Raw genomic sequence first — 14,535 nt, 5'->3', positions numbered from 1 at the left:
ACCTCATATATATCTTGCAATGCATCTGAATTAGGATTCAGGCACCTTACATAAATTCCTGAACTGTGTAAAATTAAAATAAATTGTATTGATCAAATCAATTAAAACTATGACCATTAAGTATTTTCTTATAGACACCGATAGTTTGATATGCCAAACTTATATTTAACAACTCTAACAAAGGGGTAATTTATGATGATTAACAACTGCTACCGTCTACTTTGTGAAATCACGAAACTAGAGAAAAAACTTGAAGAGATTCAAGCTGTGGCCCAGTCCCATGGAGTTGAAATTGATGCCAATGAGATCTTAGAAGACCTCATTAAGGCACAGGCCAGCTAAAAGCTAGGCCCAGTCCTTTGGATAGTAATACTCCATCATCTTCTTATGCTCTGGCTTTGTTGGCTCGTAACGATAAGTAAACTTCACTCTCTTTGGTAGTGAAATTAAAATTGAATCTGTACGGCCATTAGATTTAAGACCAAAGTGAGTTCCTCTATCATGAAGAAGATTAAACTCAACGTAGCGGCCACGACGATGTAATTGGAAGTCCACATCTTCATCATCGAAGGCTTCATTCATTCTCTTCTCAACAAGTGGGAAATAAGACTTGATAAAGTTTGAAGAAATCTCTTTAAACATAGCAAGGTCTTTTACTGGGTCACCTGAAAAGAAATGGTCGTAGAAGAATCCACCGACTCCACGCATTTCGTCTTCTCTGTGCTTATTTACAAAGTACTTATCACAACGATTCTTCCAATCATCCCAGTATCCATATGGTTCACAAGCGTCCTTCCAAACCTTGTGAAAGTACTCAAAGTCTTCTTCGTGTGGAAAGTAAGGAGTTAGGTCTGCTCCACCACCAAACCAAATTTTTGAACCGGCCTGAATCATGCGAAAATTTGCATGAGTAGTTGGAACTTTTGGATTTGTCGGGTGAATGATGAGAGAAATTCCCGTTGCCCACATTTGATTATTATCACCACCAATATTAGCAGCAAATTTAGGATCAACTTCACCAGAAACAAGAGATGTATTTACACCAGCGTTCTCAAAGATCTCTCCTTCAAAAGCGCGAGTGATTCCACCACCACCAGGATTTCCAGCGTAGTCTTTTCTCTCCCAAATATCTTCATTTAAGTTAATTTTTGTATCGATTCTCTTAAGTTCGTCACTAATCTGATTCTGTAAAGTTTTAACATGTTCGGCAAATTCTGATTTGATATTTTCAATATCGTAAGACATGGCTAAAATCCTAGTTAGTTATTTTTTAAAAACCCAATATATCAGAAAAGAACTGATATGATAATTATCAGGAGTAGAATTAATGCTTTATTATCACAATCCAAGATGCTCTAAGAGTCGCCAAGGTCTAGAATATTTAGAACAAAAAGGCATCCAAGAAGGTGTTGGCTTTAGAGTTAAAGAATATCTGAAAGATGGGGTTGAGGAAAAAGAGTTTATCGACTTAGTGAAATACACAGGTCTAGCTCCACTAGAAGGTCTAATTCGTACAAAAGAAGCGCTATTTAAGGACCTTGGTCTTGCAGGTAAAGAGTTATCGAATATTGAGTGGGCCAAAATCGTTCACGAAAACCCAAAGCTACTTGAGCGCCCAATCCTTGTTAATGATAACAAGAAAGCGGTAATCGGTAGACCGACAGAGAATTTCGATACAATTATCTAAGTACTCTAAATTACGTATTGTGGCAGTTCACTCTGCCACAAGTTCTTGTCATATCAGAAAGTTAGCCCAATCCAAACTCCCTTTATTTTTAGCCATTTACACAAGTTTCAGCTTAAGAAATTACTTTGATCTACGATAAGTATAAATGAGATTGATTTTGTGGGGACTCATTATGAAGGTACTAAGACTTGTAATTTTATCTGTAGCAATTTTAGCGAATATTTCTGTCTTGAATGCAAATTCGGAAAAGGGTGTCGCCAAAGTTATGAAAGTAAGAGGAAATGTCTTTTACTCCCAAACTAAAAAGCCACTAGCGAAGGGAGATTGGGTACCAGAGGGTGCCAAGATTACGACCAAGGCCCGAAGCTTTGTAAAGCTACTCTTTATCGACAAATCAAATCTTACTCTCGGTGCGAATTCAGAAGTTGAAGTGGAGCAATTCCCAAAAAAGAAAGCAGGAATTATCAATCTTATTAATGGTCAACTTCGTTCAAAAGTATCTAAGAATTACCTAGAGATCGACAAGAAGAAATCAAAGCTTTTCATTAAAACTAAAACTGCGGCCATGGGTGTACGTGGTACTGATTTCCAAGTTAACTTTAACCCTACCAATAATAATACGACACTTATTACATTTGAAGGTGCCGTTGCGATGGGTTCACTTACTAACTTTAAGAAGAGCCGCTTCCTACAAGACAGACTTGAGAAGGTTGTTTCATCACCTACTTCAGTTATGGTTCGCCAAGGACAGCTTTCGGGGGTTATGCCAAAGGTTGATTCAAAACCAATGGCACCGGTAAAAATTAATAAACAACAGCTAAAGGCCCTTGAGGCAAATGATGGATCTAAAACATCATCAAATGACGATCAAAAGAAATCAGAGAAAAAACAGATGAGTCGAAATATCATTCCTCCAGGAATGGATAGCTCAAAGTTTAGTGGAGCAGGTGGATCTGAGATCATGGGACAAATGGCCAAGGCCGACGCTAGTATCAAAATTCCTAGTGCACAAGCTGCTACAACGATATCTTCATCAAGAGTGCAGACAAAAGGAACAATGACCGAAGGTGGTTATGTCGATACGAATAATGTTCTCTATATTCCACCACCAAAAAATGCTCCAGTAGACCCAATGACTAATGAAGTTATTGTTCCTATTCAGATGGGAAGCTTCGATAAGGACACTGGTGAGTATAAGAATGACTTCTATGTGGTAAATGAAAATGGAGATATGATTCCAAAAGACCCAGTAATCACTGTTAACCGCATACCTGCTTCTGATGGGACTGCGCCAGAGCTGGTGCCGACTGGACCAATCAATATCTTCGATCAAGACGAAGTTGATGATTTTGACGATCCAATAGGCGATCCTATTCCTTCAGACGATACAAAGCCACTTGATGGTGGCCCAGATATTATGGAAACGACAATGGATGATCGCGACCAAATGCTTGATCAAACAAATACGACTTCAACAAATCGAGCACGTGTTAAAGTCATCCTTGATCGCCAATAAATAACCGAGTTCTAAATTCAGATATGGCCACAGCTAATTAGCTCTGTGGCCAAATTCCCTCTATTCAATTGTCCTATTTATCAGTAAAATTATTTATAAATACCTAGATTTTAATAAAAAGTTAAAGGACTGACTTTGAAAAAAATTTTTATCGCACTGGCCTTAGCTAGTATCACATCAGTGGGACTTGCCCAGAGCATGACTCCTGTTTACCGTGCATTTGAAAACTCAGATTACGAGAAAGTTATCGAGTTACTTAACTCTCCAAATTATAAGAATTTTAAAAGTGCGAAGTCACCTGGTGTACGAGACTACCTGCTGGGGATTTCTTACTCTCGTATTCAAGAATATAACAAGGCGATTGAAGCATTTAATTCTGCGCTAAAAAAAGGAAACAAGGCCAGTGAGCTCTACTATGAATTAGGACAGGCCAACTTTGCGATTAACAATTTAGATAGTGCCATTGAAAACTTTAAAAAGTCAGAGAAGGCCAAGTATAAAGTCGAACAATCAAATTACTATATCGCCTATATCTATCAGCTTAAAGAAGAACCAAAGAATGCCAAAATCTACTTTAGACGACTTTTAAAAGACAAAAAAACTTCTAAAGAGATGAAGCAGATTTCATACTTTCAGATAGCAAATATGAATTTAGAAATCGCCAGAGAGACAAGTCGAACCAGAGAGATAGTCGAAAAGTATATCCTGCCAGATTATTACAAGGCCATCGATCTTGACCCAAATAGTTCCACTGCTGATGATATTGATAATCGTATAAAAGAAATAAAAAAAGAATTCTTCTTAGAAGAGGATAAGCTTGTAAACGGAGATCCTCTACCAAGTGAAAGACTAAGCCTAAGTGTAGAAGAGAAAATTACATATGATAATAATGTGACCCTATCAGATGACCTTCCAAGTTCAACAGGAACGAATAAAGACTCTTTCATTTCTCAAACTCGTTTTAATATTGATAAGGCTTTTAACTTTAAAAGAAGATATACAATTACACCTTCTTTAGAGATTAAGAATACAATCTATACAGATCGCGTTGATTCAGAAATTTATTCAAATGATAGTTATAATATCACTCCTGAAGTTGATATTGATTTCGCTTATCGCTACAATAAAAAGCCTGCTCGTTTTTTTACAAATCTCATTTATGACTATCAAGCAAAAGATATTAATGCTCAAAAAAGTAAAGAGTTCAACTATCGCTCTCAGCAAATAGAGCTTGGTAGTGAGATGCCTTTTTTCGAAACAGGTAATACAACTCTAACTTTTAAGTATCAAACATATTCATACTATGTAGATAGTCTAGAGCGTAGCTCAATGATTCTTTCCGCTGATCAAATTATCAAAAAGACCTACGGAATCTTTGTCTTATTATATCAATTTGATAGTAGTGATTACACAAACTCTCCAAACTTAAATACGACTTCTCACCTATTTCGTGTTGATTATATTGTGCCAGGCCTTTTTCCAAATACTAGTTTCAATGCCGGACTTTCGACAAACTTCATTAGTTATGAAGATGCTGCAACTGATGCAAGTCGAGGGCTTGAGATGACGACTTCATTAAATGCAAAACTTACACGTGTTATTAACAGAAATTTTGCATTTGGTTTCGAGTATATCTACACAAATAATAGCTCGGATGAAGACACAAGTAATTATACTGCCCATCAAACGGGTATTGACTTCTCTTATTATTACTAAGCATTAAGAAATACGGATTGCTATGAAAAATATAATTAAATACACGGGACTGTTTTTTATCATTTTATTTTCGTGCGTCAGTGTCTTCTTCTCTCTTTACTCTAGAACATATGATATAGGTTTTAGAAATCTCACTTCATATGCATCATTTTTTGAAAATCGATTCTACGATTTTAGAATGATGCAAACGATGGATCAGAATACACCAAATCCAAAACTAATTCTTGCCGATATTGATGATGATTCAATTAAAAGACTCGGTTCTTGGCCAATTACTCGCTCTCATTGGGGAACAATGGTAAGAAAACTACGCGGCTACGGGGCAAAAGTTATTGCCTTTGATGTCTTCTTTTCAGAAGCATCTCAAACATGCAACGATGTTAATCCAGATGATGAATTAATTTCGGCCATTGAGTACTTTCATGAAATTCCAAATAATCGAGTCATTATGCCTTATAACCTCGAAGTATATGGGACTGACCACTATCCTGCTTTACCAGAAGACCTATATCTTTTTGCCCTAAACACAAAGGCCGGTGGAGTAAATTATGATATGGAACCAACGATTATTTCAAACTCCGTATACCCTCTACAAGGACTCATCGATGCAGAAGCATCTCTAGGCTTCATTGAGGCCAGCGCAGACAATGATGGCGTAATCAGACACTATAAAGCACTTGCATTTCCTTACAGAGAAATTCATGTACCTTCATATGGGCTTTCATCATATATGCATTGGATTGGTGAATTTGATGAGAACGAAGAAGGTGAAAATAAGAATGTTTTTAAAACAGAACTTGATCTCAGTACTCAAGGTGGAGTGCCGATTCTAAAAACCAAAATGGGAGATGTAGAGTTAAACCTTAGAGGTGAAACTAAAGTACGCTGGATCGGAGGGGCCGATGCATATACTAGAATTCCAATTTATCAAATCATCGAAAAAGACCCTAATGATCCTGAACTAAAAAAATTATTTGAAGGCTCTCTTGTCTTTGTAGGTGCAACTGCATACGGTGCACACGACTTAAGAAATACGCCAATCGACTCAATGCTACCAGGAGTTCTGTTCCACATGAACTTCGTCCAGATGCTAATTGATGGCCACTTCTTTAAAAAATTTATCGACTCGGCCAAACTATCTTGGGCCCTACTTGTCATATCTGTACTACTACTCCTCCTAGTACAATTTAAAGAAAACCCTATCTTTGATCTATTTACACTCGTGGTCTTGATCTCAGGTCTTTACTACTCTGATACATTCTACTTTATTCCACAAGGGTATGAGACAAAGCTATTTTGGTGCTTCTTTGCCCTAGTCTTATGCTATTCATGGAATACAATTGTTAACTTCTATATGGCAAACCAAGACAAGGCGTTCTTAAAGAATGCTTTTGGAAGTTATATCTCTCCTGAACTTATTGATGAAATGTATGAAGCAGGCTCAGCGCCAACTCTTGGTGGTACATCAGGAATTCGTACGGCCTACTTCACTGATATTCAAGGTTTCTCAAGCTTCTCAGAAAAGCTATCGGCAACACAGCTTGTTGAGCTTTTAAACGAATACTTAACGGCCATGACCGATATACTTCTCGAAGAAAAAGGCACACTTGATAAGTATGAGGGAGATGCTATTATCGCTTTCTTCGGTGCACCAATGGAGCTTCCTGATCATGCTAAACGTGCCTGTATGGTTGCTCATCGTATGCAAGAAGCACTACTAAAGCTAAGAAAAAAATGGGTTTCAGAGGGAGACAAGTGGCCAAAGATTGTTCACGATATGAGAATGAGAATAGGAATTAACTCAGGGGATATCGTAACAGGAAATATGGGTTCTGCTTCTCGTATGAACTATACAATGATGGGCGACTCTGTAAACCTTGCTGCCCGTCTTGAAGAGTCAGCAAAGCAATATGGTATTTTCACACAAGTTGCAAAAGAGACGGTTGAGCTTGCAGGAGATGAATTTCTATGGCGAGAGCTTGATACGATTCGCGTTGTTGGTAAATCAATTCCGGTAACAAGTTATGACCTACTTGGACTTAAAGCAACTGCTCCAGACTATTTAAAAGAGCTTGCTGATAAATTTTCAAAAGCTATCTTACTTTATAAGGCGCAAAAATGGGATGAGGCCATTGAGTTATTTAAACACACTCTAGAGCTAGAATATATGCGCTTTCCTGATCTGAAAGGTGTAAAAACAAATCCATCTGAGATTTATATTAAACGCTGTGAAGATTATAAGGTTATCCCACCTCCACCAGAATGGGATGGTGTTTTCACACTGACTAGCAAATAGGTTCCTGGATACTTTTCGGGATGCAACGTTTCATATTTCAATATTGAAAAAATAATAAGAAAGGAAGCTAGAATGCTTCCTTTTTTAATTATAGGTGCTAGATAACAAGCATGCCTAGAAAACCAACCATTCGTACAAAATTATATCCTTATCATGTCGTTGCTCGCTCACATAATAAGAAGTGGTTTAATTTACCAATTTATGTCATGTGGGAAATCTATAATGAAATTCTAAAAGATCTTTGTAGAGAAGAAGGTGCCAAAGTTATTGCCTTTGTTTTAATGAACAATCACTTTCACTTAATGCTTTGGACGCCACGTGAGAATATTGACAAGGTAATGTACTGGCTCATGAAGAGATCTACTAATGAAGTTCAAAAAAGAACAGGTGATATAAACTCAATTTACGGTGGTAGGTACAAATCAAGTCTATTAACTAAAGTTCAATATCAATACAATTGCTATAAGTACATTTTAAGAAATCCTGTTGCAGCAGGTCTTTCTTCACTCGTTCAAGACTATCCATTCAGCACATTCCATTACATATACTTCAATAAAACATTATCATTTGAAATTTTTGATGAATCATTACCAAATTTATTTGGTACTACATATGCATTGGAATCATGGCTTAATAAGGGCTATACAGACAAAGAGGCCCGCAGTATTAAAGCGGGCCTATCTAAAAATGAATTTGAATATGCTAAATGTGATAGCTCTAGGAAGTTTATCATTCCTAGTATGAATACTTACTCAAGAGATGCAATGCATCCCGAAAAGTATCCAGGAACCTAGTAGTTAAGAACCTTAAGAGCAGCTTCTACAACACGGTCTGTGTTTGGAAGAACTGCTTTTTCAAGGATTCTGTTGAAACCAACAGGAGTGAAAGTCGAACCAACACGTTGAACTGGAGCATCTAGAAGCTCGAATCCTTTGTCGTTGATCATGGCAGCAACTTCACCACCAAATCCACCAAATACCTTATCTTCGTGAACAACTAGTGCTCTATTTGTTTTCTTGATTGAAGCAAGAACACCTTCTTCATCTAGAGGAGCAATTGATCTAAGGTCAACAACTTCTACGCTATAACCTTGAGCTGCAAGTTTCTCTGCTGCTTCAAGTGAGTGGTGTACTGTGTTTCCGTAAGTAATAATTGAAAGATCAGTTCCTTCACGTCTTACACGACACTTACCAAATGGAACTTCAAAGTCTTCTGGTACAACAGTCATTGCTTGTTTTGCGTTATATAGAGACTTTGGCTCTAGGTATAGAGTTGGCCCTTCACTTCTCATTGCAGTTCTTAGAAGACCAGCAGCATCGTCAGCGAAAGCTGGGCATACAATACGTACACCAGGAATACCTGCTAAGTTACCTTCAAGGTTTTGAGAGTGGTAAAGTCCACCACCGATATATCCACCAGAAGCAAGTCTGATTAGGATATTAGGTGCAAATGCTCCGTTTGATCTCCAGTAATCGTGAGAACACTCTACGTATTGCTCCATTGCTGGCCAGAAGTAGTCAGCGAATTCAGCACCTTCAACAACAACTCTGATGTCTTTGTTGAAACGTGAGAAACCATTTGCAGTTCCTAAGATATAGTCTTCAGCGATTGGACCGTTAAATACTCTGTCCTTACCAAATTCTTGCTGCATACCTTTTGAAACGTTAAAGATACCACCTTTATCTTTGTTGGCCATATCTTGTCCCCAAATGAAAGTATCTGGGTTATGTCTAAATTCTTTCTTAAGTTGACCATTGATTGCATCGATGAACTTCACCTCTTCACCAGACTCATTGTGAGTACCGTCAACATACTTCGTTGGAACATGTGGCTCTGGAAGTACGAAGTCATAGATTGACTCAGGAGTTGGGTTTGGAGCTTTCATTGCTTTCTTGTGAGCTTCAAGTAGCTCAACTTTTGCAGCTGCATCGATTTCATCTAGCTCTGCTTCAGTGAAGATCTTGTTAGCAACAAGTTCTTTTCTAAATGCTACTAATGGATCTTGAGCTGCCGCTTCTGCTCTTTCTTCTTCTGAACGATAAAGCTCGTGCTTATCAGAGTTAGAGTGAGAGTGGATACGTACACAACGAGCGTGAACAATTACAGGCTCTTGTTGAGTTGCTGCAATTTCTCTTGCAGTTGCCATCGCGTTCATTGAATCAAAGATATCTTTTCCATCACAGTGAATGATGTGAAGGTTTAGGAAACCTGTAAAGTTATCAGCAACGTACTCGTTTGCTGTTTGATCACATTTTGGAACAGAAATACCGTATCCGTTATCTTGGAATACAAATACAACTGGAAGCTTCTCGCGAGATGCACCGTTGATCGCTTCATAACAGTAACCTTCAGAAACTGAAGACTCACCTTGTGAAGAGTAAACAACACCATCATGCTTATAACGGTTGAATGCTCTTGCAGTACCTACAGCGTGTAGCGTGTGGTTACCTGTACAAGAAGATACGTTATGAATATTCCATTCTGGCTTTGCAAAGTGGTTAGACATGTGACGTCCACCAGAAGCAAGGTCAGTGGCTTTTGAAATACCATTTAAAAGAATTTCTTCTGCAGTTAAACCTGCCGAGAATGCAGTAAGCATGTCACGGTAGTATGGGAATAAGTGGTCTTTTCCTAATTCGAAAGTTTGACCAATTGCTAGTTGGATTCCATCGTGTCCAGCATATGGAGCGTGGTAAGACCAACCAATCGCTTGCTTAAGATAGTTTGGCGCACGATCATCTAACATACGTCCAAGACTTAGTAGCTCATACCACTGCTTAAGTGTTGCTTTATCTGTGTTTTTCCAAGTGTACTTTTTCTTAGGCTTAAGAACAGTTGCCATTATCAACCTCGTATTTTCATCTAGTTATAAATCTTAAGTGAAACGGAATTTAACCATAATTTAACGGAATTGGAAAGAAATAGTGGCGCTGTCGTAACTAAAGACAATACTTTTTATGACCACTCGCGCAAGCGTATTCTTGGTATTTTTTTGAAAGTGCTGGAGAATCAGATTCTATCAATTCTCCAAGTTTTCCACAGGCCAGCATACTACCACCGCGACCTTGCCGGCAGGCCTTATTTAAAAGGCTTTTGTAATCATCTTTAGGCAATAATTTTTTCTTGATCTGGCTTAACTCATAGCAAGATGACGCATCATTAATCTCACAAAGTCGTTCAATATATTTCAATTCTAGCTGTTTTTTATTGTCTAACTTTGCCAGTTTTCTACCATCGAGACAGGCCTGAAGTTGACGACTTTGAGAAAAATCGTCACGGAAACATACCGTATGAGCATCACCTCTTAGTTTATCTTGTTCAACTTGAGTAACCCTCTTTTGTAAAAGCCCCATGATTGGATCAAGAAATAAGGCAATCACACCCACAGTGATTGTAAGAAATAGCCACCCAGGAATTGCTTCAATTAACTGACTAAGCTTCTTCACATTTTAAATCAATGAATTCAAATTTTGTCACATCAACTAATCCCATGTCTGTTATTTTAAGAGTTGGAATAACAGGCAGAGCTAAGAAGGCCATTTGAATAAAAGGCTCACTTACCGCAACTTCAATTTCTTTACATGCGGCCTTAAGTCTTATGATTCCTTCATTAATAGTTTCAGCAGACTCTAAACTAAGAAGACCTGCAATAGGAAGAGAAAGTGAAGCTGTCACTCTCCCCTTATCCACAACACAGAAGCCACCAGCATTCTCAATAACTTCATTAGCAGCAGTTGCAATATCTTGAGGCGTCTTTCCAATAACGACAATATTGTGAGAGTCGTGAGCAACACTTGAAGCAATCGCTCCACGAGTTAGCCCCATACCTTTAACAAGGCCCAAACTAGGCTTGCGATTTTGTCCGTATCTTTCAATAACTGTTATAAATGAAATATCATCTTGCTCAAATTCTTCACCATCAAATTTTACTTTTAGGTGATTTGTGATGATTTCATCTTTTACAATTTCCATTACGTTATATGTTCCTGGTGTCAGGTCATAATTAAAATCAGTAGGTGCTAAGAAATTTCTCTTAATAGTATTTTCTTTTGGCGGCTGAGACTTTTCTAATTTCTCATTAACCTTTGCAGGTAAATCAAGCTCACTTACAAGCTTACCTTTTTTAAATACTTCCTTCACATCAACGTCTTCAAGTTTTCCAACAAGAACGATATCAGCTTGTTTACCAGGAGCAATCAGACCTAGTTTCTTTAAACCAAAATGTTTGGCGGCAGAAAAGCTTGATAGCCTATAAGCAATGTGTGCTGGTGTTCCAAGCTCATTAATCATTTTCTTGATCATATAGTTAATATGACCTTCATTAAAAATTTCATATGGGTTTCTATCATCAGTACATAGTAGACACTGACAAGAGTTAAACTCGTTAACAACTGGGGCCAGAGTTTTTAAGTTCTTGGCAACAGATCCCTCACGAATAATAAGTCCCATACCTTTTTGAAGTTTTTCTTTTGCTTCATCTGCAAAGATTGTCTCGTGACAATTTTGAATTCCTGCTGCGATATAAGCATTAAGCTGTTTCCCACGAAGCATTGGCGAGTGCCCGTCAAGATTAAGCTCTGCAAACTCTTCAACTTTTTCAAGTACACCTTCCACACCATTGATGACACCTGGAAAATTCATCATTTCAGCAAGGCCAAGAACACGAGGATGCTCCTTATATTTTTTCATATCGATGATATCAAATTGACCACCGTTTGTTTCAAAGCCAGGAAGAGCAGGAATACACGAACTCACCTGAACAAAGAGGTTTTGATCCATCAGTTCACTACATCTTAGAAACCAAGAAAAACCGCGATCACCCATAACATTAGTAATCTCATGTGGATCACAAATGGCAGTAGTTGTTCCAAGAGGAAGAGTGAGCCTTTCAAATTCAAACGGGTGCATCATTGAAGATTCAACATGAAGGTGGCCGTCAATAAAGCCAGGAACCGCTGTCGCTCCACCAGCGTCATAAATACGCTTAGCAGGCTGATCATCGTATTCCTTACCAATTCCTGCAATAGTTTTTCCAGAGATGGCAATTGAGCTCTCAACCACTTCCCCATTAACAAGATCTAAAATCTTTACATTTTTAATAAGTAAATCAATCTCACCATCGCCGCGAGCAGTCTTCAAAACCTCTCTTAATTCTTGTGGTGATAATTTTTGTGTTTCCTTATTTGCAAGTGACATCTTTGACCTCTATAATGTTGTGGAATCTTAATCCTACTATAACTAAAAGGAGCACTGGATGCCAATAGCTACTTATGAACAATACTGCGATATGTTAGATAGCGCTAAAAAAGGCGGATACGCATATCCGGCCATTAACGTAACATCTACTTCAACAGCAAATGCTGCCATCAAGGCCTTCGCTGACATGAAATCAGATGGAATTATCCAAGTTTCAACTGGAGGTGGTTCATTTGCTTCAGGCCAGGCCCTGAAAGATGAAGTCCTAGGTGCAATCTCTCTAGCTCAACACGTTCACCTTGTTGCTGCAAAGTACGATGTACTTATTGCTCTACATACTGACCACTGTCACCCAGAAAAAGTTGATAGCTTTTTAATTCCTCTTATTGAAGAAACAGAAAAAAGAAGAGCTCAAGGTCAATCAAACCTTTTCCACTCACATATGTTTGATGGTTCAGTTCTACCAACTGCTGAAAATATTGAAATGAGTAAGAAGCTTTTAGAGAGATGTGCTAAGAGTGAAATTATTCTTGAAATTGAAACAGGTGTTGTTGGTGGTGAAGAAGATGGTGTTAATAATGAAGATGCACCAGCAGATAAGTTATACACAACTCCAGAGGAGATGGTTGAGGTTACAAAAGCACTTCGCCCACTTGGTAAGTTTATGTATGCGGCCACTTTTGGTAACGTTCACGGCGTCTATAAGCCAGGTAACGTAAAGCTTCGTCCACAAGTTTTAAAAGACGGACAAGCTGCTGTTACAGCTGAGCTTGGAGCAGATGCAGAAAACTGGCTAGTTTTCCACGGTGGTTCAGGAAGTGAGCTATCTGAAATTCACGAAACACTAAACTATGGTGTTGTAAAAATGAATATCGACACTGACACTCAATATGCTTACTCTCGTCCAGTGGTTGATCACATGTTCAAGCACTACGATGAGATGCTAAAGATCGAAGGTGAAGTTGGAAACAAGAAACAATACGATCCTAGAACTTGGATGAAAAAAGCTGAAAACGCAATGACTGAACGTATTGCACAAGCTTGTCGTGACTTAAAGTCAGATGGAAAGTCGATCAACCTTTAATTAAAAAATTCTAAAGAGTGGGTATTACGAAACTCGTGGTACCCACTCATACTTCATTAATAAATTCTTCACAATTCATCCATATACTAAAAATATGAAAGTATTAATTAGTGGTGGTTCAGGTTTTATTGGCACAAATTTAACACAATCTTTGCTTGAACACGGCCACGAGGAAGTGCGCATACTCACACGCGATATTTCAAATAAACAAAGCAATGAGCAAGTAAAGTATTACAAGTGGGATGTGGAAAAAGGCGAAATGGATATGGCGGCCCTTATGGGGGTAGATGCCGTCATTAACCTTGCTGGTGAAAATATCGCAGACTCCCGTTGGAGCGAAGAAAAGAAAGACAAGATCTATAACTCACGTATCAACGCGACAAACTTACTTCACGACAAATTAAAACAGCTTGGAACAAGAGGACTCCCCCTGCCTAAAAAATTTGTTAGTACTTCGGCAATTGGTATTTACGGCGACCGCTCCGATGAAGAGCTAACAAGTGACAGCAGTATCAGCGGTGATTTTTTGGCCGAAGTCTGTCAGCACTGGGAGTCCAGCGCACTAAGAATTCAAAACCTAGATATTGATGTCAAAATTATCAGAGTTGGAATTGTTCTTTCAAGTGAAGGAGGTGCACTTGCAAAAATGCTCCCCGCATTTAACTTAGGTCTTGCAGGACGCATTGGCGATGGGCATCAGTACATGAGCTGGATTCACATTAGAGACCTTTGTGACCTTTACTGCTTCTTAATCGAACATGACACCGAAAAACAAGTCATAAACGGAGTAGCACCTAACCCAATTGAAAATATTGATTTCACACAAACACTGGGAAGAGTTCTTCACCGTCCTACTTTTATTCCGCTGCCAGAATTTGCAGCTAAAACAATTTTTGGTGAAATGTCTCAGATTATGCTCGCAAGTCAAAAAGTTTCATGTGAGGAGAATAAGGCCTGTGGCTTTGAGTACTCATTTAATTTTCTTGAGGCTGCTCTAAGAGATACCCTAAAGAATCATAGCGAATAATTTTCATCCTCTA

The 14,535-nt window shown here is 38.3% G+C and carries 12 protein-coding genes; 8 read left to right on the top strand and 4 right to left on the bottom strand.

From position 1 onward, the window contains the following. Positions 1 to 192 precede the first annotated feature (192 nt). The gene (locus ABMA70_RS15575; protein WP_158246941.1) at positions 193 to 342 is read left to right on the top strand and encodes a hypothetical protein; all 150 of its coding nucleotides are present in this window, start codon (positions 193 to 195) and stop codon (positions 340 to 342) included. Positions 343 to 345: 3 nt separating this feature from the next. Here ABMA70_RS15575 and hemF read toward each other — a convergent pair whose 3' ends face one another. Then, positions 346 to 1,245 carry an oxygen-dependent coproporphyrinogen oxidase gene (hemF, locus tag ABMA70_RS15570; RefSeq protein ID WP_392992309.1) on the bottom strand — a complete coding sequence of 300 codons (900 nt, stop codon included), beginning with the start codon at positions 1,243 to 1,245 and terminating at the stop codon, positions 346 to 348. An 82-nt stretch (positions 1,246 to 1,327) separates the two neighbouring features. On the opposite strand from hemF, the gene ABMA70_RS15565 reads away from it, so the two are divergent. The 5 genes from ABMA70_RS15565 to ABMA70_RS15545 all read left to right on the top strand — a co-directional run bounded on the left by ABMA70_RS15565 (position 1,328) and on the right by ABMA70_RS15545 (position 8,009). Further along, a complete protein-coding gene (locus tag ABMA70_RS15565) occupies positions 1,328 to 1,687 on the top strand; it encodes an ArsC/Spx/MgsR family protein (protein ID WP_392992311.1) in 360 nt (119 codons plus the stop codon). Between the two features lie 172 nt (positions 1,688 to 1,859). Then, entirely contained in the window at positions 1,860 to 3,203 is a 1,344-nt protein-coding gene (locus ABMA70_RS15560; RefSeq protein ID WP_392992313.1) for a FecR domain-containing protein, read from the top strand. A 135-nt stretch (positions 3,204 to 3,338) separates the two neighbouring features. Next, a complete protein-coding gene (locus ABMA70_RS15555; RefSeq protein WP_103219040.1) occupies positions 3,339 to 4,919 on the top strand; it encodes a hypothetical protein in 1,581 nt (526 codons plus the stop codon). A 22-nt stretch (positions 4,920 to 4,941) separates the two neighbouring features. Next, complete coding sequence (locus ABMA70_RS15550; protein WP_392992315.1) at positions 4,942 to 7,215, top strand: CHASE2 domain-containing protein; 2,274 nt, start codon at positions 4,942 to 4,944, stop codon at positions 7,213 to 7,215. Positions 7,216 to 7,325: 110 nt separating this feature from the next. Beyond that, a complete protein-coding gene (locus ABMA70_RS15545) occupies positions 7,326 to 8,009 on the top strand; it encodes a transposase (protein ID WP_392992316.1) in 684 nt (227 codons plus the stop codon). Here the strand turns inward: ABMA70_RS15545 and ABMA70_RS15540 are convergent. The 3 genes from ABMA70_RS15540 to adeD form a co-directional block, all read right to left on the bottom strand. Beyond that, positions 8,006 to 10,057: a thiamine pyrophosphate-dependent enzyme gene (locus tag ABMA70_RS15540; RefSeq protein ID WP_392992317.1), complete on the bottom strand. Its 2,052-nt coding sequence runs from the start codon at positions 10,055 to 10,057 to the stop codon at positions 8,006 to 8,008. The two genes, ABMA70_RS15545 and ABMA70_RS15540, sit on opposite strands and share 4 nt — an antisense overlap. A gap of 97 nt (positions 10,058 to 10,154) precedes the next feature. After that, a complete protein-coding gene (locus tag ABMA70_RS15535; protein ID WP_103219044.1) occupies positions 10,155 to 10,661 on the bottom strand; it encodes a hypothetical protein in 507 nt (168 codons plus the stop codon). Further along, positions 10,648 to 12,411, bottom strand: coding sequence for an adenine deaminase (gene adeD, locus ABMA70_RS15530; RefSeq protein ID WP_392992320.1), 1,764 nt, complete (start codon positions 12,409 to 12,411; stop codon positions 10,648 to 10,650). The genes ABMA70_RS15535 and adeD overlap by 14 nt, the downstream gene beginning before the upstream one ends. Positions 12,412 to 12,469: 58 nt before the next feature. Here adeD and fbaA point away from each other — a divergent pair, with 58 nt between their 5' ends. Both fbaA and ABMA70_RS15520 read left to right on the top strand, forming a co-directional pair. After that, positions 12,470 to 13,495 carry a class II fructose-bisphosphate aldolase gene (gene fbaA / locus ABMA70_RS15525; RefSeq protein ID WP_392992322.1) on the top strand — a complete coding sequence of 342 codons (1,026 nt, stop codon included), beginning with the start codon at positions 12,470 to 12,472 and terminating at the stop codon, positions 13,493 to 13,495. A gap of 94 nt (positions 13,496 to 13,589) precedes the next feature. Further along, positions 13,590 to 14,522 carry a TIGR01777 family oxidoreductase gene (locus tag ABMA70_RS15520; protein ID WP_103219047.1) on the top strand — a complete coding sequence of 311 codons (933 nt, stop codon included), beginning with the start codon at positions 13,590 to 13,592 and terminating at the stop codon, positions 14,520 to 14,522. Positions 14,523 to 14,535: the final 13 nt, after the last annotated feature.

It is taken from the genome of Halobacteriovorax sp. XZX-3, assembly GCF_043196495.1.
Taxonomy (GTDB): domain Bacteria; phylum Bdellovibrionota; class Bacteriovoracia; order Bacteriovoracales; family Bacteriovoracaceae; genus Halobacteriovorax_A.
The sequence above is the reverse complement of the archived record's forward strand: the minus strand, read 5'-3'. Positions and strand labels throughout refer to the sequence as shown.